Raw genomic sequence first — 21,370 nt, forward strand, 5'->3', positions numbered from 1 at the left:
AATTTTTCATGTACATGCACACGCACTATACCTTGATTAACCCCCAAAAGGGAAGCCTGGCTTTTCGGATATTTCCGTTTGAGGATGCCGACCCATTTGAAGCGTTGCAACGACTCAACTACTTCAGCATCATTTTGATAAAATCCGGTCATGCTCATTTGACGGCTGATTTTACGGAATACCGGGTGACGGCACCGTCTTTAATGGCCTTTTCGCCTTATCAGCCCTACCGGTTGCAATCGGAGGGTGCATTACAAGGCTGGGCCATCAATTTCCATCCCGAGTTTTTTTGCATTTTCAAACACCATCAAGAGATTGCCTGCAATGGGCTTTTATTCAACAACATTTATCAAGTTCCCTACCTCGATCTGGATGCGTCGGATGTTGTCCATTTTGAAGGCCTGATCGAACAGATGGTGACTGAAACCCAAAAGGCTGAACTGGCTCAATATGAGTTGTTGATTGCCTACCTGAAAATTGTTTTGATCAATGCTGTCCGATTAAAAATCAATCAACAACCTACAGTCAAAGCAGCTATGCCGAGCGTGAAAGAACCTTTTGTGCTGCAAAAGTTAAAAGATGCCATTGAAGCCCACTACCGAACCAAACATTCGGCAAGTGATTATGCGGAAATGCTCAACATCACACCCAAAGCTTTGGCCAAAATCACCAAAGCTTATTTTCAAAAAACATTGACGGATTTAATCAGTGACCGAATTGTCATTGAGGCAAAGCGAGAACTTTACCTCAGTGCTAAATCCATCAAAGAAATTGCCTATGAGCTGGGTTTTGATGACGAGTTTTATTTCAGTCGATTTTTCAAAAAACGGGCGGATATTTCGCCCCAGTATTATCGGGATACCGTGGGTTTTGCAGCAGCGGTTTGAGGGGGTAGTAAAAAAAAAAGCGCATAAGATCAGGTCAACTGCTTATGCGCTTTTTGTATTATTCGGAAAAGGAGCTTATTCCCCCTTCAACGTCTTAAAATATTCTTCCACTAACGACTTGTAATAAGGCTTCAGTGCTGGCGAAACCGTCTTATACGTCTCTACCTCCGAGCGGCGTTTTTTCAGGTATTCCTCCAGGGCTGGTGGGGATTTGCGCTGGTAATCCTGGGCGGAATCCGATTTGCGTTTTTCATCCAATTCACGCTCACGCTCGGCTTTTTCGTGCTCGAGCAGGCGCGTGAGGATGTCTTGCTGGCGCTTGAGGGTTTCGTTGCTCAGCTTTTTATTGACCAGTTCAGTTTCGGTTTTGTCCATCTGATCCAGGATGTCCTGTACCTCTTTGCTGCCTTTGCCTTGCTGCTGCATTTTGCGTTGCTGCTTCTCTAAGGCTTTGCGGATAGCTGCTTGTTTGGCGGCCATTTGAGCAAATTCTTTGGCATTGGGGCCACCCTGACCATCCTTTTGGTTCATCTTCTCGCGGGCATTTTGCATATCCTTGTTGAGCCCTTCCTGCCCGGGCGACATTTTATCCTTGGGGGTATTGCCTTGGCCTTGTCCTGGATTTTGTTTGCCGGGGTTTTGGCACATTTGGCTACCCGACATCATGCCCGACATTTGTTGCTGCATGTTGTTGAGCACTTCGCTGAGCATGAGTGCCAGGTCGTTGAGGCCCTTCATGGTGCGCTGCTGGCGGTCGGAGGCCATACCTTTTTCCCGTTCTTCCAGTAGTTCAATGCTTTCGCGCATGTTCACCTTGATCTCGCCCACTTTTTCGGTAACGAAAGATTCAATTTGGAACACCCGCTTGCTGAGGGCATTGAGGGTATCTTCGGCTACGCGGAAATCGTCTTTGATTTTGAACTGGCGCTGCACTTGTTGGACATAACGCGGCGTATTGATCTCGGTTTTTTTCAAACCATTGATCAGGTCTTCCTGATCGAAAGAAAGGCCCACGAGGTTTTCGAGCAACTGGCGCAACATTTTCATGTCTTCCTGGACGGATTCCATTTGATTGGATTTCATCTGGGAGCGCATTTTGTTGGCCTTGTTTTTCATTTTCTGGGCAGCGCTTTTTTGCGCCTTGGAGGACTTACTGTTCTGGTTTTGCTCCAGTTGTTTTTTACTGTCCTCCATGTCTTTTTTGATGTCCTCCATTCCTTCCTTGGGGTCATCCATTTTTTGAGGATTTTCGAGTTCTTCGTTTTTCTTCTCGATGTCCTCCATTTTTTTCTCCAGGTCTTCCAACTCTTTGGTCAGCTCTTCCTGCTTTTTTTCGAGTTGTTCGTTGGATTCTTTTTTATCCTCGGTTTTTTCACTCAGCTCTTCCTGTTTTTTGGCCATCTCGTCCAGCTTGTCGGCGGCCTTGTTGATTTCCTGTTCCAGTTCCAGTTGTTTGAACAGTTCTTCCATCCGTTCCAACTCATTCTCACGCTGCTCATTGCGGTCTTTCATCTCCTCCATCATTTCCAGGGCCTGGTCTTTCTCCATTTCCTGCATGAGTTTTTCGATTTTTTCCATGAGCTCCTTCATCTCTGGATCTTCCAGCGATTCCATGAGTTGTTCCAACATTTCCTGCTTTTCCTTGGTCTCTTCGGGCGTTTCGCCTAGCTGTTCCTGGTTTTTCTTATTTTCTTCAAAAGCTTTTTGAGCTTCCTTGATTTGTTTTTCCAGTTCTTTTTGGCGCTCCAACAGTTTTTCCAATTGTTTGCGGGTCTGCCAATTGATGTCTTTTTCTTGCAAGAGTTTTTCCTGCAAACGACGGATTTCTTCCTGCAATTTTTTGGCTTCGGCCAAAGCATCTTTCAGGTTATTTTTGATTTTGTCGTCGTTTTGTTCGGCGCGTTTTTCCATTTCCTCCAGCGTGGGCATGGAGAAGACCATTACCCCGGTGCGCGCAGCTTTACTGCCGTTGACGGCATCGTTGTCTTTAATTTCAAAGTAATAGCTTAGCTCATCGCCGGGTTTGAGGTCCATTTCCATGGCGTCGAAGGAGTAGTCAAAAGTAGTGCTTTTGCCTTCGGGGCGCTGGATGGTAATGGACTGCAATTGGCCAGGATCGCTCTTGGCTTTGCGGATGCGGTAGTTGAAAGTGAGTACCCGCAAGCCGTAATCGTCGCTGGCTTCACCCGCAAAATATTTGGCGTTGGCATTGGTGCTGTCGTCAAAAGCCTGGGCCCGAATTTCGGGATATTGATCCGGGATGATGGTCATGGAATAAGTCACCGAGTCTCCTTTGGGCAAGGCCGCATTGGAAACGATCAGTTTGTAGGTTTCATCCAACATCGCTTTTTTGCCAAACAAAAACAGGTCGTCGCCCTGGCGAGTGGCCAATTGGAATTTGTTGTTGCGCGAAAAACGCATTTTGATGGCCTCGGTTGATTCCGTGTTGAAAATCCACTGTACCTGCGTACCTACGGGTAGTACCAGATCGCCGATGCTTTGCAAGACCTCATCAGTACGGCCAATGTAGTCCGGGTAATTGAGTTTGACCTGAAAATCGCGGATATTCGGTTTTTTGAGTACCGCAAGCAGGTAATTCCGGGAATCAACGCCACCACCTCTGAGGGTAAAACGCACGTCTTTTTCAACTTTATTGAAGCGGTAACTGAACTCGTTGGGGCTGGTTTTGCTCATGCGGTATTCATAGTCGTCAACCACGATGAACACGTCATTGGGCAATATTGCGCCGTCCACTTTGATTGCCAGATCGTAGTCTTCGTATTGAACTACGGTCAATTTTTTTTCATCCAGCTTGAACGCAAACGGAGCAGGGCGGAAAAACTCTTTGCCGTTTTGGATCAAACGTTGGGTACTATCGCGGATGACGGAGGGGGCTGCAAACAACAAAACCAGGAGTACCAAGAGAGGGGGCAATGCATAACGCAGGTACTTGCGGTTTTGAGACAGGTTGATGGCGGCCTGAAAGGGAACGGGTTTGATTTCCTCCGACTTTTGATTGATGCTCGCCAGGATCAAGTCTTTGTGATCAGCCTGACTGGCTTGCTGATTGAGCTGGAGGATGTTGAGCAGTTTGTCCTTGACATTGGTAAAATGTTCACCAATGATGGAAGCTGCTTTTTCGTGGCTGATGACCCGCCCCAAATGAAAATAGCGCAAGAGGGGATCAATGACCCAATTGCCGAGCGCGAGGCCGCTGATGCCTAAAAACGAATAAAACAGGATTTTTCGCCCGGTGGTATCGAAATAGTAAAAGTACTCCAACACTGCTGCGATCAGGAATAAGCCCAGGATCGTGCCCACGCTGTACAACGCGCCACGGATCAGCTTGTTGACATAGTATTTGCGAATGAAAGCGTCGAGCTTTTCAATCAACAGTCGGTAATTGTCTTGCATTGCCATAAATCCCTCACTTAAAGTCAAGTAATCAGGAGCAAGTCACGCTCCTGCGCTACAATATAACGAAAAGAACGTGTGAAAACCAAATTTCCACACGTTCCTGACGGCTAACTTACCTAAAAGACAACAAAAAAATCTAGTAGCTGGTTGAAAATTATTTTATCACCGGCAATTGATCATAAACTGATTTCAATTCAGCGTTGGTTTCTTTGCTTTTGATGTCATCAATTATTTTGGCGATACGATCTGCATTGCTCGTCAAGGTCGTTTTTTCAGTACCCGCAGCGCTGCGCGCTTTCACCCGAAAATCGTTGCGCAGGTCATTGAGGGCTTTGACTGCTCCAAATTTACGCCACAATGATGGATCGCTGCTCGTGCCAAAATTTTTCAGGGTTTCGATGGTTTTATCAATCGTCGCCTGGTCTCCACCGGAAGCCAAAATCTGATAACTTTCGAAGAAAGAAATAGCGGTGAATCCGTCTACGTCTTTCAGGCGTTTTTCAAAAAACGGCAGAAATTTTGCATCACCTTTGTCGGTGTAGATCCCTGCAATCGCTTCCAGGAGTGGGCCTTTGGCAGTTTCACTCAGCTTTTCGGCCAGGGCCAAACCTTCTTCTTCGTTTTCCTGATAAATGATGCCCAGAGCACTGGCCCGTACACTAAGTGCCTGTTCTTTTTCAAAGGCGGCTTTGGCTACAGCCAAAGTTTGAGGGTCGCCACTATCAGCCAATGCGGAAAGGGCCTTGGAACGCACTTCGGAGTGTTTGTCGTTTTGGGCCAGGTCGCGCAGTTTGGTCAACAACTCTGGGCTCACTTCTTCGGGCAAATTATCCAGTGCGATGGAGCGGATGGAGTAAAAGCGGTCGTTGAGCGCCGTGCTCAAAAGACCCAGTATCTCGTCACTTTCCAGACTCATCAGGCGTTCGATCGCCTCGTTGCGGTCCATGAACTTGGGCGCATTTTTGAATTGGAACACCAGTTCTTCCTCGCTCTTGTTGTCTTCAATTTCGGCCAAAAGGGCCCGATCCGCATCAAAATTGATCAGGTCGGGTTTGGCACTGGCAGGGAAGCGGAAGGTTTGTTCCCGCTGGTCTACCCGAATGTCGTGGCGCATGCTACGGCCATTGGCGTATACGTCTACGGCCACAGGGATCACAAATACGCCGGGAACCCCTCTTTCATCCTGGGTTTGTTTGACTTGTACAACCGCTTCTTTGGCTGCTGCATCGTAGCTGTATTCGATGTTCAGTTTGGGGTGCCCCGAGGCGAAATACCATTGGTTGAAAAACCAGTTGAGGTCTTCGCCACTCACTTCTTCCATGGCCAGTCGCAGATTGTGTGCTTCAACCGCTTTGAAGGCATTTTGCGTCAGGTAGTTTTTCAGGGCAGTAAAAAAAGCCTCATCACCGACGTAGCGACGCAACATGTGCAAGATTGCACCGCCTTTGTTGTAGCTGTGCGCATCGAACATGTCGTCTTTGTCTTTTACCCCAAAATAAATCAAGGGGTGAATACCGCCAGCCGCAGAACCAATGTACCCCCCTTGCTCGGTGAGCAGGTGGTGGTCGGCATAATCGGAGCCATATTTGTGTTCGAACCAGAGGTATTCAGAGTAGTTGGCAAAACCTTCGTTCATGGTCAGATTGGGCCAGCTTTCGCTCGTCACATAGTCGCCAAACCAGTGGTGGAACATCTCGTGCGCAACGATTTTATCATTGGAATCGTCGATGAGTTCCCACTTGTGTTTTTGGATGAAGTCGCCAAAAACAACCGCCGTGGTGTTTTCCATCGCGCCCGACACATAGTCGCGCACAATGATTTGTGAAAACTTGGGCCAGGGGTAGTTCACACCCAGTTTGTTCGAGAAGAACTCCAACATCTCTGGCGTGTGGGCAAAAATATCACGGGCGTCGGCTTCATATTCAGGCTCGACATAGTAGGCTACTTCGATGTTGCGCCACTTGTCTTTTACCACCGCAAAATCACCTACTGCCAGCATGAACAAATAGGGCGCATGGGGCAGATCCATTTTCCAGTAGTCGGTACGGGTACCATCGGCGTTGTTGGTAGAGGTAGCCAAAATACCGTTGGAAAGGGTTTTGAACTTTTGCTCTACGGTAACGTAAAGCTCTTGGGTGCAGCGCTCGTTGGGGCGATCGATGGTGGGGAACCAGCGGGAGTTCCATTCGGTTTCGCCCTGGGTCCAGATTTGTTGAGGTTTGCCCAGTTCTTCATTGCGGGGATTGATAAAAAACAAACCCTGGTTAGAAGTGATGGCATCACTGCCGCCGTCACCTTTGGGGCGGGCCGTGTATTCGAGGTAGATGCTGTATTCTTCACTGCGGTTGAAAGAGCGACCCAGTTGGATTACAATCTGCTGATTGTCTTCGTACTTGTATTTCAACTGCTGCTCATTGCCCGCAAATTGTACTTTTTTGAACTCCATCCCCTTGGCATCCAGTGTCAGAGTAGACGTTGGATTGAAGAAGGGTTTGAGGCGCAGGGTAACTTTGCCGTATACTTCTTCTTTGGCCCAATCAAAACGTACGTCAATCTTGGTATGCAGCAGATCGTTTACCCGCTTGGCAGTAGGGCTATAAGGAGATAAAGTTGTTTCTACTTCCTCATTTTCTTCTCCTTCGCCCTCGTCCACCATGGATTCAATATCCAGGGTATCCAGATCCACCTCAGCAATGAGTTCCTGGGCAGGTTCAGTTTTAGTCGTGACAGGTTTTTGGGTTGAGCAAGCGCCCACAATCAAGGTGATGCACAACAACCACAAGATTTTTTTCATGCTATGGTCAATTTTTTCCGCGAAAAATAAGGATGATAGTTTAAAATAAAATCACCCGCAGTGGGGGATAAAACAGTTGAGAAAGTTGAGGGAGGTTGAGAAAGTTGAGGCTACCGCAGCGACTTGAACTTGGACATGTCAAAATCGCTGCGGTAGCCCTAAACCTTCTCAACCTCCCTCAACCTTCTAAACTAAATTATTTGCTTACCGGCACCAAGCCAGATACCTCTTGGAGGAATGCCGACAGGTGACGATTGAATTCTTCTTTTTTCTCCATCATGGGTGCATGACCACAAAGTTCGATCAAGTGCAAGCGAGAATGTGGAATCATTTCATGAAATTTTTCCCCAACGAAAGCCGGTGTAACCTGATCCTGACGGCCCCAAATGAGTAGAGTAGGTACTTTGATGTTGTGCAACTTGTCGCCCAGGTTGTGCCTTACCGCCGATTTGGAGGTAGCAATCACCCGAATGGCCCGGTTGCGGTCGTTGACGATGCTGTAGACTTCGTCGATCAATTCCGCCGAAGCAATGGTCGGATCGTAGAAGGTATCCTGGGTTTTTTTCTTGATGTATTCGTAGTCACCACGTTTGGGAAAACTATTACCCATGGCACTTTCGAACAATCCTGAGCTACCCGTCAAAATCAATGAAGCGATTTTATCCTGATGCCCAAGTGTATACAACAGCGCAATATGCCCACCCAGAGAGTTGCCCAATAGATGCACCTTTTTGTACCCTCTATCTTCGATAAAATCGCCAAGATGTTCCACCAGCCCCATTACGGATACTTCCCGAATAGGCAATTCAAACATGGGCAAAATGGGGATCACCACATTGTGAGACTGGCCAAAGGCCGCAATTATCCCTTCAAAATTGCTCAAAGCTCCAAACAGGCCGTGCAGCAGGATGAGGGTTTCTTCTCCGCCTTTGGTTTCAATATATGTGTATTTACCGTCCTTAATGGTAGGGTATTCCATTTATACTTATGCGCTAGGTGACAAAATAAAATTTCTGCAAACCATTAATTTAAGGGATTTAGACTAAGCTTTTTTTGCTTAAACGCAAAAATAGGCTTTTAAATTTGTTTGGCAAAACGATGGAGAGTGCTTGCAGCAAGATTTGAACAGTTTGCACGAAAATAGATTCCAAAATTTAATCTTCGATGACAGCAGAAAGTCCTCGATCAATCAAAGCATCTTTTTTGGGCTTCAATTCTTTTTTTGGCGCCGTTTTGACGGTTGCTTTTCCTTTAAAATGGATGATTAAGGCCAATTGCTCGGCCTGATCCTGGGGATATTCCAATACTTCTACAAAACACTGGATGACCCATTCAAAAGTATTGTGGTCATCATTGTATACAATCAAACGGGAATGATGACCCAATAGCTCATTGATCTCATCTTCTACCAAGACTTCTTCTAATTCTTCTACCTCAGGATTGTACGCGGTAATCATTGTTTTTTGAATGAATACTAGTTTGATCTTAAGCACTGTTTTGACCAGTCATAAAACCGGTCAAAACAGTCAGTTGCCACTAGCAATTAGTTAAGGGCAGCCAGGGCTGCTTTTACATTGGCAAAATTCGGCATTTCTCCCGCATTTTCCAACACTTCAGCGTACTGGATTGTTCCATTGCCGTCGATTACAAAAGCGGCGCGTTTGGAAACACCTTTCATACCAAAAACAAAATCCTGATACAATGCTTCATATGCCGTTGAAACGCCTTTGTTGAAATCAGACAACAAATGGAAATTCAGGTTTTGATCCTCTTTAAATTTAGCCAGTGTGAAAGGTGAATCTACGGAAACACCTAAAATTTGGGCATTTAGTCCTTGGTAAAAGGCAATGTCGTCACGCATATTGCACAATTCTGTAGTGCATACACTGGTAAATGCCATCGGGAAAAACAGCAAAACGACATTTTGTCCCTGAAAGTCTTCCAACTTCACTTCTTTTTTGTCACTGGAAAACAAAGTAAAGGCCGGGGCCTGATCACCAATTTGTAGCATGATTGTCTGGATTAATGGTAAAAATGATTCTATCTTGCCTACCTAAATGCACTAAGCAAGGGAATAGTTCAATGACAGCAGCACAAAAAGCGTACCTCCAACTGCATTTTGCAGTTTTGCTCTTTGGCCTTACCGCCATTTTGGGAAAAATGATTCAATTGAGTGCCCTGGTGCTGGTTTGGTGGCGGGTGTTGATCACTTCTTTGAGTTTGATGCTGTTGATCAATGTGGTTAAGCTCCTCAAGACCTTGCCCCGCCGTCAATTGTTGATTTTGATGGGCATTGGCACCATTGTGGGTTTGCACTGGTTGGCTTTTTATGGGGCGATCAAATTGTCCAATTCTTCGGTTGGAGTGCTGGCGATGGGTTCTACCTCTCTTTTTTCAGCCATTCTAGAGCCTCTGATTCTGAAGAAAAAATTCAATGCGCTGGAACTTGGACTGGGTTTGTTGATCATTCCCGGGATGGCTTTGGTGGTCAATGGCATCGATTTTTCGATGGTAGATGGTCTGGTGGTGGGAGTTATCGCGGCATTGTTGGCAGCGCTATTTGCCATTCTGAACAAATCACAGGTTGCTAACCTCGACGCGATGAGCATTACTTTTGTGGAATTGAGTAGTGCCTGTTTGTTTTTGGGACTGGTGATTGTGGGTTCGGGTTTGAGTAAGGCGGGGTTTCCAGTCATGATCCCGCCGCATTGGAGTGATTGGCTGTATTTACTGATATTGGCCTTGCTGTGTACCACCTTCGCTTATGTGCTGTCTTTGAATGCATTGAAACACCTTTCCGCTTTTACCTCCAACTTGACCATGAACCTGGAGCCGGTTTACGCCATCGTGCTGGCCTGGCTCCTCCTGAATGAGGACAAAGAGGTCAGTAGTACTTTTTATTGGGGCGCGGCGGTGATTATGGCGGTGGTGTTTTCGTATCCGTTGCTTAGCAAAGTTGAAAAGTTGAAGGGTTGAAATGTTGGGCTACCGCGAACGACACTTCGACTTCGCTCAGTGACCGTTCGCGGCAACCCCAACTTTTCAACTCTTCAACTTTTCAACTAAACCGGCAAATACGGTTTCCCCCCCGTCACTTCCCTCGAAATCACAATCCGCTGCACCTCCGAAGTCCCTTCGTAGATCTGCGTAATTTTCGCATCGCGCATCAGGCGCTCCACGTGGTATTCTTTGACAAAACCATAGCCGCCATGAACCTGCACCGCTTCTACACTGTGGCGCATGGCTACTTCGGAAGCATACAATTTTGCCATTGCGCTGGCGGCGCTGTAGTCCAGGCCTTGATCCTTGAGCCAGGCAGCCCGGTAAACCATCAGTTTGGCTGCTTCGATCTCGGTGGCCATGTCGGCCAATTTGAAGGCGATCGCCTGGTGTTGGTTGATGGGTTTGCCAAAGGCAGTGCGTTGTTTAGAGTACTCCAGGGCCAACTCGTAAGAACCCCCTGCTATTCCCAGGGCTTGGGCAGCAATGCCGATGCGGCCACCTGCCAGGCTTTTCATAGCGAACTTAAAGCCAAAACCATCTTCGCCGATCCGGTTTTCCTTCGGCACTTTGACATCGCTATACATAATGGTGTGGGTATCCGAAGAACGGATGCCCAGCTTGTCTTCTTTGGCCCCGACGGCGACGCCGGGCGTATCGGCTTCTACAATCAGGCAATTGATGCCTTTGGAGCCTTTTTCCGGGTGGGTTTGGGCCATCACCAGGTGTAACTTGGAAGTACCTCCGTTGGTGATCCAGTTTTTGGTGCCGTTGAGCAGGTAGTGGTCGCCCATGTCTACTGCGGTGGTGCGCTGGTGGGTGGCATCGCTGCCAGCTTCGGGTTCGGAGAGGCAGAATGAGCCGATCCATTCACCGCTGGCGAGCCGAGGAAGGTATTTGGCTTTTTGTTCAGCGCTGCCAAAGGTCTCAATGCCCCAGCAGACCAGGGAATTGTTGACCGACATGATCACCGAGCAAGAATTGTCTATTTTGGAAATTTCTTCCATGGCGAGCACATAGGACAGGGAATCCATCCCGCCACCGCCGTATTCAGGCGCTACCATCATGCCTAAAAAGCCCAGCTCGCCCATCTTTTTGACTTGCTCATAAGGGTATTCCATTTTGGAATCGCGCTCGATGACGCCAGGCTTCAATTCTTTTTGGGCAAAATCACGTGCTGCGGCCTGAACGGCCAGGTGTTCTTCGGACAAGTGAAAATCCATCGCCATGTGGTTTTGATGGCGGGTACTGGCAATCCCAGTACCCGCTATTTGGTCTGGTTAATGTTGAGGCTAAAAAACACAGATTGGTTCGCTGTACCGGAAATTCCAGCACAGTCGAAAGAATTGGCGAATTTACGCTAAAATTTGGAAAGTGGGTAGCGAATTTACGCTAAAATTTAGATCACGAGTAGAATGTACCCTCACGGCGCCTCCCGCAACCTTTCCCCCTTGATCGCTTTCGCCATCAAATCCGGAAACGCATCCGGCGTACACGCAAACGTAGGAATCTCCAGCTGCGTAAACTGCGTAGCAATATGGTGGTCATACATCGGCGCGCCCTTGTCATTCAAGGCCAGCAGCGCAATCAAATTGACGCCCATGGCCTTAATTTCCGCAGCTTGACGGAGCAAATCATCTGGCGGCCCACCCTCCATCAAATCCGAAATCAATACCATTATAGTATGCCTCGGTTGGCGAATGTGTTGGCGGGCATAACGTAGCGCCTTGCTGATGTGCGTGCCGCCGCCGAGTTGGGTAGCGAACAGCAGGTCAACCACATCGTGTAAATGTTCGCTAAGGTCCACCACGCTGGTATCAAATACGATGAAACGGGTCGTAATGCTGGGCATGGAAGCCATGATCGAGCCCACAATCCCGGCGTAGACCACCGATGCCGCCATGGAGCCACTTTGGTCTATCAGCAGGATCAGGTCTTTCATTTTGGGTTGGCGGCGACCGAAGCCCCAAAGTTTTTCGGGAATGATGCTGTGGTATTCCGCTTGGTAGTGTTTCAAATTGGCGCGGATGGTGCGGTGCCAGTCGATGGCATTGGGTTTGGGTCGGCGGGAACGAGCCACCCGACTGAGGCTACCTTTGATGGCGTTTTGCAGGGGTTGGCGCAGTTTTTTCTCCAGTTCTTTGACCACTTTGCGAATGACCTCACGGGCGGTTTCGCGGGTTTGGGCGGGCAGCACTTTTTTTAGGCTCAGCAAGGTGCTGACTAAATGCACATCCGCTTGCAAGGTTTCCAGCAATTCGGGTTGCAGCAACATTTGGTGCAAACGCAGCCGCTCCAGCGCGTCTTTTTGCATCAATTGTACGACGGGCGCAGGAAAATACTTGCGGATGTCCCCCAACCAACGCGCAACATTCGGCGAAGAACTACCTAGTCCACGCTCGCGCTCGCTGTCGTACAAGGCATCCAAGACCTTGTCCATGCCCTGTTCTTCCTCCCCTAGCCCGATGCTTTCTTTGGGGTCAGCATTTTGGCCAAGTACCAGCCGCCAGCGTTTGAGTTGTTCTTCTTTGTCCATATTTTCACAATCGTTACCAAAAATGGAAAAAATTACTGAATTTCGGGCTCAAGTATCGCAACATAATTGATGAGCGGGTACTTTATAAATTGGGCAAACGCCCCAAAACCACGTCAGAGTGAAGCAAGAAGAAGCCTGGAAAGATACTGAAAAGGATCAACATAAGGCATTAAAGTCAATTTCGCCCTACCGCATTGTAATTCCTGCTCTACTCGGTCTGGCAGGAGTGTTTTATATGTTGTGGCGCAATTTTGATCTGGAAGAATTTAAGCGCATCCAGTGGACGGGCCATGTTTATTTTTGGATTGGGATGGGGATATTGACTATCGTAATTCGGGATCTGTCCTACGCACTTCGTTTGCGGGCTTTGACCAATAAAGAACTTTCCTGGTGGAAATGCATCGAGGTCGTTATCATTTGGGAGTTTAGTTCAGCGGTTTCACCTTCGGCCTTGGGTGGCTCGGCAGTAGCCTTTTTTATTTTGTCCCAGGAAAAACTTTCGGTGGCCCGCACGGTGACCATTGTAACCTATACCATTGTGTTGGATGCCTTATTTATGCTCTGTACGCTGCCCATTTTATTCCTCATTTTTGGGTTTGACATTTTACGACCAGGTGCACAATCTTTTGCCGATTTGGGCCAATGGGGTTATTTGGCCTTAGGTTTTTACATCTTCATGATCGTATACTCTATCATTTTTGCTTATGGGATTTTCTGGGGGCCCCAGCAGATGAAGCGTTTGTTGGGCTGGGCAACGAATAATCGGTTGCTGCGGCGTTTTCATCAAAGTGCAATCAAATTGGGCGAGGATTTGGTCACCGCATCAAAAGGGCTAAAAGAGCAAGGCTGGCCCATCCACCTTCAAGCCGTAGTAGGAACCTTGCTGGCCTGGATTTTCCGTTTTTCGCTGATCAGTTGTTTGGTGATTGCCTTTACGCCTGAGCTGCCACTGACCTTGCGTTTTCAAAGTGAGTTGTATGCGCGGCTGCAAACCATGTTTTTTGTGGTCATGTTCAGCCCCACTCCAGGCGGAGCAGGGATCATCGAATTGGCTTTTAATGGATTCCTGACTGATTATGTACACAGCAATACCCACGCCACGGTCATTTCGACGATCTGGCGCTTGTTGTCATATTATTTGTATCTGATGGCGGGAGCGCTGGTGGTGCCGGTTTGGATTAGGGCGGTGTTTAAAGGAAAAAAGACGAAGGAAACTGAGCAAAATCCTGATTAATCCCGGAGTGTTTTTATCATCGTAAAAATTCCCCGATGCTCCTCCTTAATCTTCGCCAATTCCAGCCAACGTTTGTACAATAGCTTATACCCATTTTTCACATAAAAATCCAGATTGTACGCATTGCTATCCATCACCCGGAGCCACAAATACTCCGCCTTGGCCTGACGCGCCTGTTCATCCGCAAAATCCATCAATGTTTTTCCAATCCCCTTACCTTTTGCTGCCTCAGTCAGGTAAATTTTATCCAAAGAGACCGCATTGCTAAAGGGGGTATCGGAGATGGGCGCGTCAAAAATGAGTTTTAAATATCCAGCAATCAGCCCATCCTCCAACTTTGCAAAATAATAATGGTGTTTGGGATTAGCCAAGTGCTGCTCCAGCACCTCCAGATTGTTGATGTAAGCCAAATAAGCCTTGCCTTCATCGTGCCAGAGGTAGCGAAAATAGGGCAAATACGTTTCCTCCACTACCCTCTGCAGGGTCAAAATATCCTGGGGCAAAACCCGTTCAATCCTTAGCATAAACACAAGTTTTTTATCGTACTTTTGGCCCGTACCTAACCAAATTACCATGCAAGACGCCGCTGTAGACCAGATGGTTTTCAACCGCGCAGGCTTTTCTGACGAGTTACTGCTCAGCCTGTACAGCCAACTCCTTTATCCTCGCCTGATCGAAGATAAGATGCTCAAGTTGCTTCGCCAAGGCAAAGTGAGCAAATGGTTTTCTGGCATTGGTCAGGAGGCCATTTCCGTGGGGGCAACCCTGGCGCTGCTACCCGATGAAATGATCTTTCCCATGCACCGCAATTTGGGGGTATTTACTGGCCGCGAGGTACCTTTTGATCGTTTGTTTGCCCAGTGGCAAGGCAAATATTCCGGTTATACCAAGGGTAGAGACCGCTCTTTTCACTTTGGCACCCTGGAGCACCACATCGTAGGCATGATCTCCCATTTGGGGCCACAACTTTCGCTGGCTGCTGGCGTAGGGTTAGCACATAAACTCTCAGGTGAAGGCCGGGTAAGTCTGGCCTTTACTGGCGATGGCGCCACGAGTGAGGGTGAATTCCACGAAGCGCTCAATGTAGCCGCAGTGTGGCAATTGCCCGTGATTTTTTTGGTTGAAAACAATGGCTACGGCTTGTCTACGCCACCTACCGAACAATACCGTTGCGCCCAGTTGGCCGACAAGGGGATAGGATACGGGATGAAAGCGCTCACCATCGATGGGAACAACATCCTGGAGGTGTACCGCACGGTGTCCGAACTGGCCGAATCCATGCGAGAAACCCCCGAACCCGTGCTGCTGGAATGTATGACCTTCCGCATGCGGGGCCACGAGGAGGCTTCTGGCACCAAGTACGTGCCCAAAGCCTTGATGGATCATTGGGCCTTGCGCGACCCGCTGAGCAATTACGAACGTTTCCTGATGGAAGAAGGGCTATTGACCGAAGCCAGCAAAAAGGAGTTGACCGCCAAGTGGAAAAAACACATCGAAGCGGGTTTGCAACAAGCCTTTGAGGAAGGTGATCCACAAAATGAGCTGTCCGAGGAATTGGCCGATGTGTATGCACCCTATGTGCCCCAGTTTACGACTCCAAAGACCGCGCAAAAAAGTGACAAACGATTTGTCGACGCCCTATCTGATGGCCTTCGCCAAGCCATGGAAAAACACGATAAGCTCATCCTGATGGGCCAGGACATTGCCGATTACGGCGGGGTGTTCAAAATCACCGATGGTTTTGTGGCCCAATTTGGCAAGGAGCGGGTGCGCAATACACCATTGTGCGAAAGTGCCATCGTGGGTGCGGCCTTGGGTTTGAGTCTGAAGGGCTACAAGGCGATGGTGGAAATGCAATTCGCCGATTTTGTGACCTGCGGCTTCAACCAAATCATCAACAACCTGGCGAAACTCCACTACCGTTGGGGTGCCAATGCTGACGTGGTTGTACGGATGCCCTGTGGGGGAGGTACGAGTGCGGGGCCGTTTCACTCCCAGAGCAATGAGGCCTGGTTTTTTCATACCCCGGGTTTAAAAGTGGTATATCCTGCTACCCCTTATGATGCCAAGGGACTATTGTTGGCAGCTTTTGAGGATCCCAACCCGGTGATGTACTTCGAGCACAAAGCCTTGTATCGCAGCCTGAGTGAAAGCATCCCCGACGACTATTATACCGTAGAAATTGGCAAAGCCCGGGTAGTACGTGAAGGCAAAGCCCTGACCGTGGTGACCTACGGCATGGGGGTACTATGGGCACAAAAAGTGATCGCCGAACTGGGCATTGATGCCGAGATCATCGACTTGCGGACTTTGCTCCCCCTCGATTATGAGACCATCGAAACGAGTGTGCGCAAAACCAATAAGGTGATCATCCTGCATGAAGATACCCTGGTGGGCGGCATTGGCGGGGAAATTGCAGCGCACATTTCTGAACACCTGTTTGAATACCTGGATGCGCCAGTGATGCGGGAGGCGGCGCTGGATACGCCGATTCCGTTTGCGGGTTCGCTGGAGAAACAGTTTTTGCCCGTGGGGCGGTTTGTGGAGAAGTTGAAGAAATTGATGGGGTATTGAGGGAACCCCTTTACCTTGATTTTTGTTGGAATGCTATTTATTTTTATTGCCGTAAAAAAGGAAAATGAGCTTAGCACAAATTCGGGAAGAGTCGCAGTGATGAATATGGGGCAACCCATAGCTCAAGGTTCTTTCCACTAAATGTAGTTTTTCTGTCGAAGGAACTATTTTTCTATTTTATAAGTTAAACTCAGGATTATACTGGTAATTAGGCCTTTAACAGAACTAGGATTCTCAAAGTTTCAAGGCTAAAAACAGCACAAATGAATAAAAAATTAGATTTTAACGACTTATCGAGAGAAGCTTTAAATGAAATGCTGGAAGCAGTTGAACAATGCATTTTATATCGAAAGGAAGAGCATGAACAATGGGCTGATTCTAGATTTCCTGGATGTTTGGGAATTCCTGCTGCCATATTGTTATTTTCTATTGCTGATGCAATTGGGAGTTATCATAGAGACAGAAACAAAAGTTTTGTTGTTGAGATAGATGGTGCACCCCAGGCTCTTGATAACAAGGCAAAGCATTTATACATTCTTAACTACAAATTTTATGGAGATCAACGACTTAGTAGCAAGGAACTCGATGTACTTTACAAGAATTATCGATCAATTTTGACCCATAATCTAGGTCTACCAGGTTCTCATATTTTGATATTGGACCCCACAGGAAATAAGTTGATTGAAAAAAAACAAGGTCCGCAGAATGATAATTGGGTACTAAATTTGAATGTTTTCTTTAATTTGACTAAGAAGGCAGTTGAAATGTTCTTGTCAGACTCGAAAGAAATCATTGAAAACAGTTTTGCTGTGAAAGATGAGGTTGCAAAAAAAGAGACTGATCTCTTTGGTGGAATTGATACAATCGACCAACTGTACAATTCAACTTCCAGTGGCGATTATGTTTCTCCAAGCGGCACCAACTATACGATACCTCCGAATAATTCAAACCATTAACTAACCTGCGAAAGCCCCATTAGTCATTCCTTAAAAGATGAATCCAATGGCAAAATCAATGAAAACCACTGAAGCACTCGATTTATTACATCAAGGATAAAGCGGCACAAGAATGGCTGAAACAAAATTCTAAAAAGCTTGAGCGCGTGGTGAATAAATTGGTACTAGACTTGTATCATACCGAGCAGATGTTGCATACAGAATGAGGGAGAAGACAATTTCAGAATTGAAAGAGCAGGAAGTTTCTGAATTTGTAATCTGCTTGGTCTTGACAGACAGATTAAACTGGCAAAGTTTCTTGAAATGAAGAGAGTGCATGACAAAATCGGGGCAGATATAAAACCAAGGAGTGACCAAAAGATAACATATAAAGGTTTGTTGGCAAATCACGCCTAAATTTTTTGGCCATATTGATTCATTAATACGGATGGTGTTATTTTGCCCAGAGGGCAATTATCTTTGTAGCAGCAAAGGTTAATGCCAAGTAATGATGGGCTGCCCGGCGGGCAGCTATCTGTACAGCAATAGATCATCGAAATTTACAGCTACCAGCAGGAGTTTTAGATAGCTGCCCGCCGGGCAGCCTCATCAATTCCTATGAATTGCGCCAAAGCTACAAAGATGACTGCCCGCCGGGCAGTCCGTCTATTCATTGGAGTGCATGACAAAATCACAAGGTGGTGACATCCTACAATTTTTACATTGCCCCAATTTTGTCATGCACTCAAATGAAGACAAGACAATATCACCCCTGTGAACACCAAACCTCTTCCCTAGATGAAAACCAAACTCGCAATATTCCTCCTGATCTGCACCACCACCTCATCCGCTCAAACTAATTTTTTCCCCAACCGAGAACTCAATTATCCCATTTGGCCAAATTGTGAAACAGGCAACACCTATTTATCTGAACAAATAGCTTGTAGTGAAGAAGCTTTTACCAACTTCTTGCGCTCCAAGATCAATTGGGCTGAGGTCTCTACAACGCCTATTTCACGCGCTCAAGTTTACCTGAGTATTGATCACACTGGAAATGTAAGTGGCTTTGGGATTGTGGACTGTTGTGATGCTCAATTAGCGAAGCAATTGTTAGCGGCTTTATCCCAGGTGCCCAATCATTGGTTACCCGGAAATCAGTCCAACAACTCAGGCACAACTTCAGAGCAAGCCTATAAAATCGATGCCAGAATTTATGCGGAATTATTTTGGAGTACCCAAAGCCGCAATCTAGATTCTTTACAATTTTACAAGCTTATTGGTTTTAGGCGAAGACCTTATGACTATGGACGTGTGACCCCAATAGGCGACTTTCTAGACTATCCCGGTCAAGTCAAAGCGCTGACCAAGCACATGGTCTTTGATATGAAAATTCCTGCCAGACTGGAAAAAAAGATAAGTATTAAAGACACTTTAATTTTGCGCGGTGTGATCAATCTTGATGGGTACCTGGATTCTATTAAAATTTTGCAAAACCTAAACAAAAGACTTACTGCTTCCACCATACGCCTGCTCAAACCCATTTATTGGGTCAAAAGTGACTCTAGTGGCTGCAACCAAACACGCATTGTTTTTGCCAAATTTGTTTTTAACCTTAACCGGTGGGTTATGGAAAATGAGCGACATCCATTAGTTACCTATTCAGAATACCACCAAGCTGGTTATAGTTTTCCAGAAGGCTCTTCGGGCCTACTCAGGTTTATTCATAGCAAGCTAGAAATTCCTCCTCAACTGAGTGAAAGTGATCTACATTCTTCAACTGGTAAATTCCAGTTATTTTTCAATTCAGACGGCCAGATTTACTATTCCAGAGTTATCAAATCCGTACACCCTATGATCGACCAACGCATTCAGTCCATTATTATGCAAAAAACCCAATGGGTAAATAGTCGTTCTCGTGGTCACGTCGGTGAAGCAGTTATGGATGTGGAGGTTTTTGTCCCAATGGAACGCTGAACTATTGCGGCAACACCGCCTCCAAAACCCCCTCCGCCTTCTCCAACTGCGGAATCTTCCCCACATCCATCCAAATGTCCTCATTGTGCGGATAGGCCAGAACCCATTCGTTTACCGCCGCATTCAGGTACGTATCAATGATGGAAAAAACGGAGGCCTCCGCCGGGAAAAAATCAAAAATCTGCGGACTGATCGCATGAATGCCACTGAAGCACCAGGGCTTTAAGTCAGGCTCATCGCGCGACAAGCGGGTCTCACCTGTTTTTTCATTGCGCCAACCACACAACTCTCCAGCTGGGTTAAACAAAAAATACCGCGAACTCTCCCGCTGGCGCACCGCCAGGGTAGCTAAGGCATCGTTTTGCAAATGAGTTTGGTAAAACTGCCGTAAATCGAGATTGGTCAGTGCATCGGCGTTGGTCACCAAAAAGGGCTCTTCTTTCAAAAACCACTCCGCTTTTTTCAAGCCCCCTCCCGTATCCAAAAGCAAATCCCGCTCATCCGAAATTTGAATGTTGATCCCAAAATGATCATTAGCTCGTAAAAAATCGATGATTTGCTCGCCAAAATGGTGGATGTTCACGATGATATCCACACAACCCGCGGCCTTGAGGCGCAAAATGGCAATTTCCAGTAAGGGATGGCCTTTGATCGGCACCAATGCCTTGGGAATGCTGTCGGTGATGGGACGAAGCCGGGTACCGAGCCCGGCGGCGAAGATGATGGCACGCATATAGTTGAGGGAGGTTGAGAAGGTTGAGAAGGTTGAGACTACCGCAAGCGACTTATACCTCGACTTACTTCGGTTTAGCTCGGTGATCGCCGCTCGCGGTAGCCTCAACCTTCTCAACCTCCCTCAACTTCCTCAACCCTATACTAAAATTTCACCCACTTCGCAGTGGACTTTCCAGATTCAATGACTTTTTCGATAAACCGCATGCCGCGTACACCGTCCTTTACCGATGGAAAATCGAGTAGTGGATCGGGTGCTTCGCCGGCCATGCGTGCTTGGACAGCCAGCGCAAAGTTGCGGTAAATGTTGGCAAAAGCCTCCAGGTAACCTTCCGGATGCCCTGCAGGTACCCGGATATGCGCATTCGCCTCCGGGCTGAGTGGCGTAATTTTCGGGCGGTAAATTTCCTTGGGTTTGTCCAGGCGACTGACCAGCAGGGTATTCGGCTCTTCCTGACGCCAGTATAAGCCACCCGTTTCACCGTAGACCCGGATATTCAGGCCATTTTCTTCCCCCGCCGAGATTTGGCTGGCGTGCAGAATACCCTTGGCACCATTGTCGAAGCGCAGCAGTACGTTGCCGTCATCGTCCAGTTTGCGGCCTTCTACAAAGGTGCTGATGTCGGCACACATTTCGGTGATTTGTAAACCTGTGATGTATTCGGCCAGGTTTTCAGCGTGGGTGCCGATGTCGCCCATGGCACCGGCGATGCCCGATTGGGTCGGGTCAGTACGCCAGATCGCCTGCTTGTAATTGGTATCTTCCTCTTTGCGCGAAAGCCAGCCTTGGGGGTATTCCACCACCACTTTGCGGATTTTGCCCAACTCCCCATTGCGCAGCATGGCCCGGGCTTGTTTCACCATCGGGTAGCCGGTGTAGTTATGGGTGAGGGCAAAGATCAAGCCCGTTTTTTCTACCAGGGCTTCCAGTTCCAGCGCTTCTTCCATGGTAAAAGCAAGGGGTTTGTCGCATACCACGTGGAAGCCATTTTCGAGCGCCATTTTTGCGGGGCCGAAATGCACGTGGTTGGGGGTTACGATGGACACAAAATCCATCCGCTCGCCCTCTGGCAACAACTTTTCTTTTTCAATCATTTCCTGGTAGCTGCCGTATACCCGGTTGGCGGGCACGTACAGGTCTTCGCCCGACAAACGAGAGCGTTCGGGGTCACTGCTAAAAGCACCACATACCAGTTCGATATGACCATCGATAGCGGCGCCGATCCGGTGTACTCCTCCGATGAAGGCACCACGGCCACCCCCTACCATGCCCATTCTTATTTTGCG

General features: G+C 47.6%; 16 protein-coding genes. 6 read left to right on the plus strand and 10 right to left on the minus strand.

What is annotated here, in order from left to right; all coding sequences use genetic code 11:
* The first annotated feature begins 14 nt into the window (after positions 1-14).
* The gene (locus tag ACEW9O_RS18185; protein ID WP_373551610.1) at positions 15-887 is read left to right on the plus strand and encodes a helix-turn-helix domain-containing protein; all 873 of its coding nucleotides are present in this window, start codon (positions 15-17) and stop codon (positions 885-887) included.
* Between the two features lie 75 nt (positions 888-962).
* Here ACEW9O_RS18185 and ACEW9O_RS18190 read toward each other — a convergent pair whose 3' ends face one another.
* The 5 genes from ACEW9O_RS18190 to ACEW9O_RS18210 all read right to left on the minus strand — a co-directional run bounded on the left by ACEW9O_RS18190 (position 963) and on the right by ACEW9O_RS18210 (position 9,109).
* The gene (locus tag ACEW9O_RS18190; RefSeq protein ID WP_373551611.1) at positions 963-4,307 is read right to left on the minus strand and encodes a DUF4175 domain-containing protein; all 3,345 of its coding nucleotides are present in this window, start codon (positions 4,305-4,307) and stop codon (positions 963-965) included.
* 151 nt (positions 4,308-4,458) lie between these two features.
* Positions 4,459-7,098: a M1 family aminopeptidase gene (locus ACEW9O_RS18195; RefSeq protein ID WP_373551612.1), complete on the minus strand. Its 2,640-nt coding sequence runs from the start codon at positions 7,096-7,098 to the stop codon at positions 4,459-4,461.
* Between the two features lie 196 nt (positions 7,099-7,294).
* Entirely contained in the window at positions 7,295-8,077 is a 783-nt protein-coding gene (locus ACEW9O_RS18200) for an alpha/beta fold hydrolase (protein WP_373551613.1), read from the minus strand.
* A 175-nt stretch (positions 8,078-8,252) separates the two neighbouring features.
* A complete protein-coding gene (locus tag ACEW9O_RS18205; protein ID WP_373551614.1) occupies positions 8,253-8,555 on the minus strand; it encodes an ATP-dependent Clp protease adaptor ClpS in 303 nt (100 codons plus the stop codon).
* A gap of 86 nt (positions 8,556-8,641) precedes the next feature.
* Positions 8,642-9,109, minus strand: a complete 468-nt coding sequence (locus tag ACEW9O_RS18210; RefSeq protein WP_373551615.1) for a redoxin domain-containing protein — start codon at positions 9,107-9,109, stop codon at positions 8,642-8,644.
* Between the two features lie 71 nt (positions 9,110-9,180).
* On the opposite strand from ACEW9O_RS18210, the gene ACEW9O_RS18215 reads away from it, so the two are divergent.
* The gene (locus tag ACEW9O_RS18215) at positions 9,181-10,074 is read left to right on the plus strand and encodes a DMT family transporter (RefSeq protein WP_373551616.1); all 894 of its coding nucleotides are present in this window, start codon (positions 9,181-9,183) and stop codon (positions 10,072-10,074) included.
* A gap of 86 nt (positions 10,075-10,160) precedes the next feature.
* Here ACEW9O_RS18215 and ACEW9O_RS18220 read toward each other — a convergent pair whose 3' ends face one another.
* Positions 10,161-11,321 (minus strand): acyl-CoA dehydrogenase, encoded by a 1,161-nt coding sequence (locus tag ACEW9O_RS18220; RefSeq protein WP_373551617.1) that lies wholly within the window; start codon positions 11,319-11,321, stop codon positions 10,161-10,163.
* 200 nt (positions 11,322-11,521) lie between these two features.
* Positions 11,522-12,634, minus strand: a complete 1,113-nt coding sequence (locus ACEW9O_RS18225) for a VWA domain-containing protein (protein WP_373551618.1) — start codon at positions 12,632-12,634, stop codon at positions 11,522-11,524.
* 118 nt (positions 12,635-12,752) lie between these two features.
* Between ACEW9O_RS18225 and ACEW9O_RS18230 the strand changes: the two genes are divergently transcribed.
* Positions 12,753-13,868 carry a YbhN family protein gene (locus ACEW9O_RS18230; RefSeq protein ID WP_373551619.1) on the plus strand — a complete coding sequence of 372 codons (1,116 nt, stop codon included), beginning with the start codon at positions 12,753-12,755 and terminating at the stop codon, positions 13,866-13,868.
* On the opposite strand, the gene ACEW9O_RS18235 is transcribed toward ACEW9O_RS18230, so the two are convergent.
* Entirely contained in the window at positions 13,865-14,392 is a 528-nt protein-coding gene (locus tag ACEW9O_RS18235) for a GNAT family N-acetyltransferase (protein WP_373551620.1), read from the minus strand. The genes ACEW9O_RS18230 and ACEW9O_RS18235 overlap by 4 nt on opposite strands.
* 49 nt (positions 14,393-14,441) lie before the next feature.
* On the opposite strand from ACEW9O_RS18235, the gene ACEW9O_RS18240 reads away from it, so the two are divergent.
* The 3 genes from ACEW9O_RS18240 to ACEW9O_RS18250 all read left to right on the plus strand — a co-directional run bounded on the left by ACEW9O_RS18240 (position 14,442) and on the right by ACEW9O_RS18250 (position 19,351).
* Positions 14,442-16,442, plus strand: coding sequence for a thiamine pyrophosphate-dependent enzyme (locus ACEW9O_RS18240; protein WP_373551621.1), 2,001 nt, complete (start codon positions 14,442-14,444; stop codon positions 16,440-16,442).
* A gap of 263 nt (positions 16,443-16,705) precedes the next feature.
* Positions 16,706-17,398, plus strand: coding sequence for a hypothetical protein (locus ACEW9O_RS18245; protein ID WP_373551622.1), 693 nt, complete (start codon positions 16,706-16,708; stop codon positions 17,396-17,398).
* Positions 17,399-18,175: 777 nt separating this feature from the next.
* Positions 18,176-19,351, plus strand: a complete 1,176-nt coding sequence (locus ACEW9O_RS18250) for a hypothetical protein (protein WP_373551623.1) — start codon at positions 18,176-18,178, stop codon at positions 19,349-19,351.
* A gap of 1 nt (position 19,352) precedes the next feature.
* Here the strand turns inward: ACEW9O_RS18250 and ACEW9O_RS18255 are convergent, their stop codons facing one another.
* A complete protein-coding gene (locus ACEW9O_RS18255) occupies positions 19,353-20,084 on the minus strand; it encodes a nucleotidyltransferase family protein (RefSeq protein ID WP_373551624.1) in 732 nt (243 codons plus the stop codon).
* Positions 20,085-20,227: 143 nt separating this feature from the next.
* Positions 20,228-21,358, minus strand: a complete 1,131-nt coding sequence (locus tag ACEW9O_RS18260) for a Gfo/Idh/MocA family protein (protein ID WP_373551645.1) — start codon at positions 21,356-21,358, stop codon at positions 20,228-20,230.
* Between the last annotated feature and the right edge of the window lie 12 nt (positions 21,359-21,370).

Source organism: Haliscomenobacter sp., assembly GCF_041740695.1.
Taxonomy (GTDB): domain Bacteria; phylum Bacteroidota; class Bacteroidia; order Chitinophagales; family Saprospiraceae; genus Haliscomenobacter.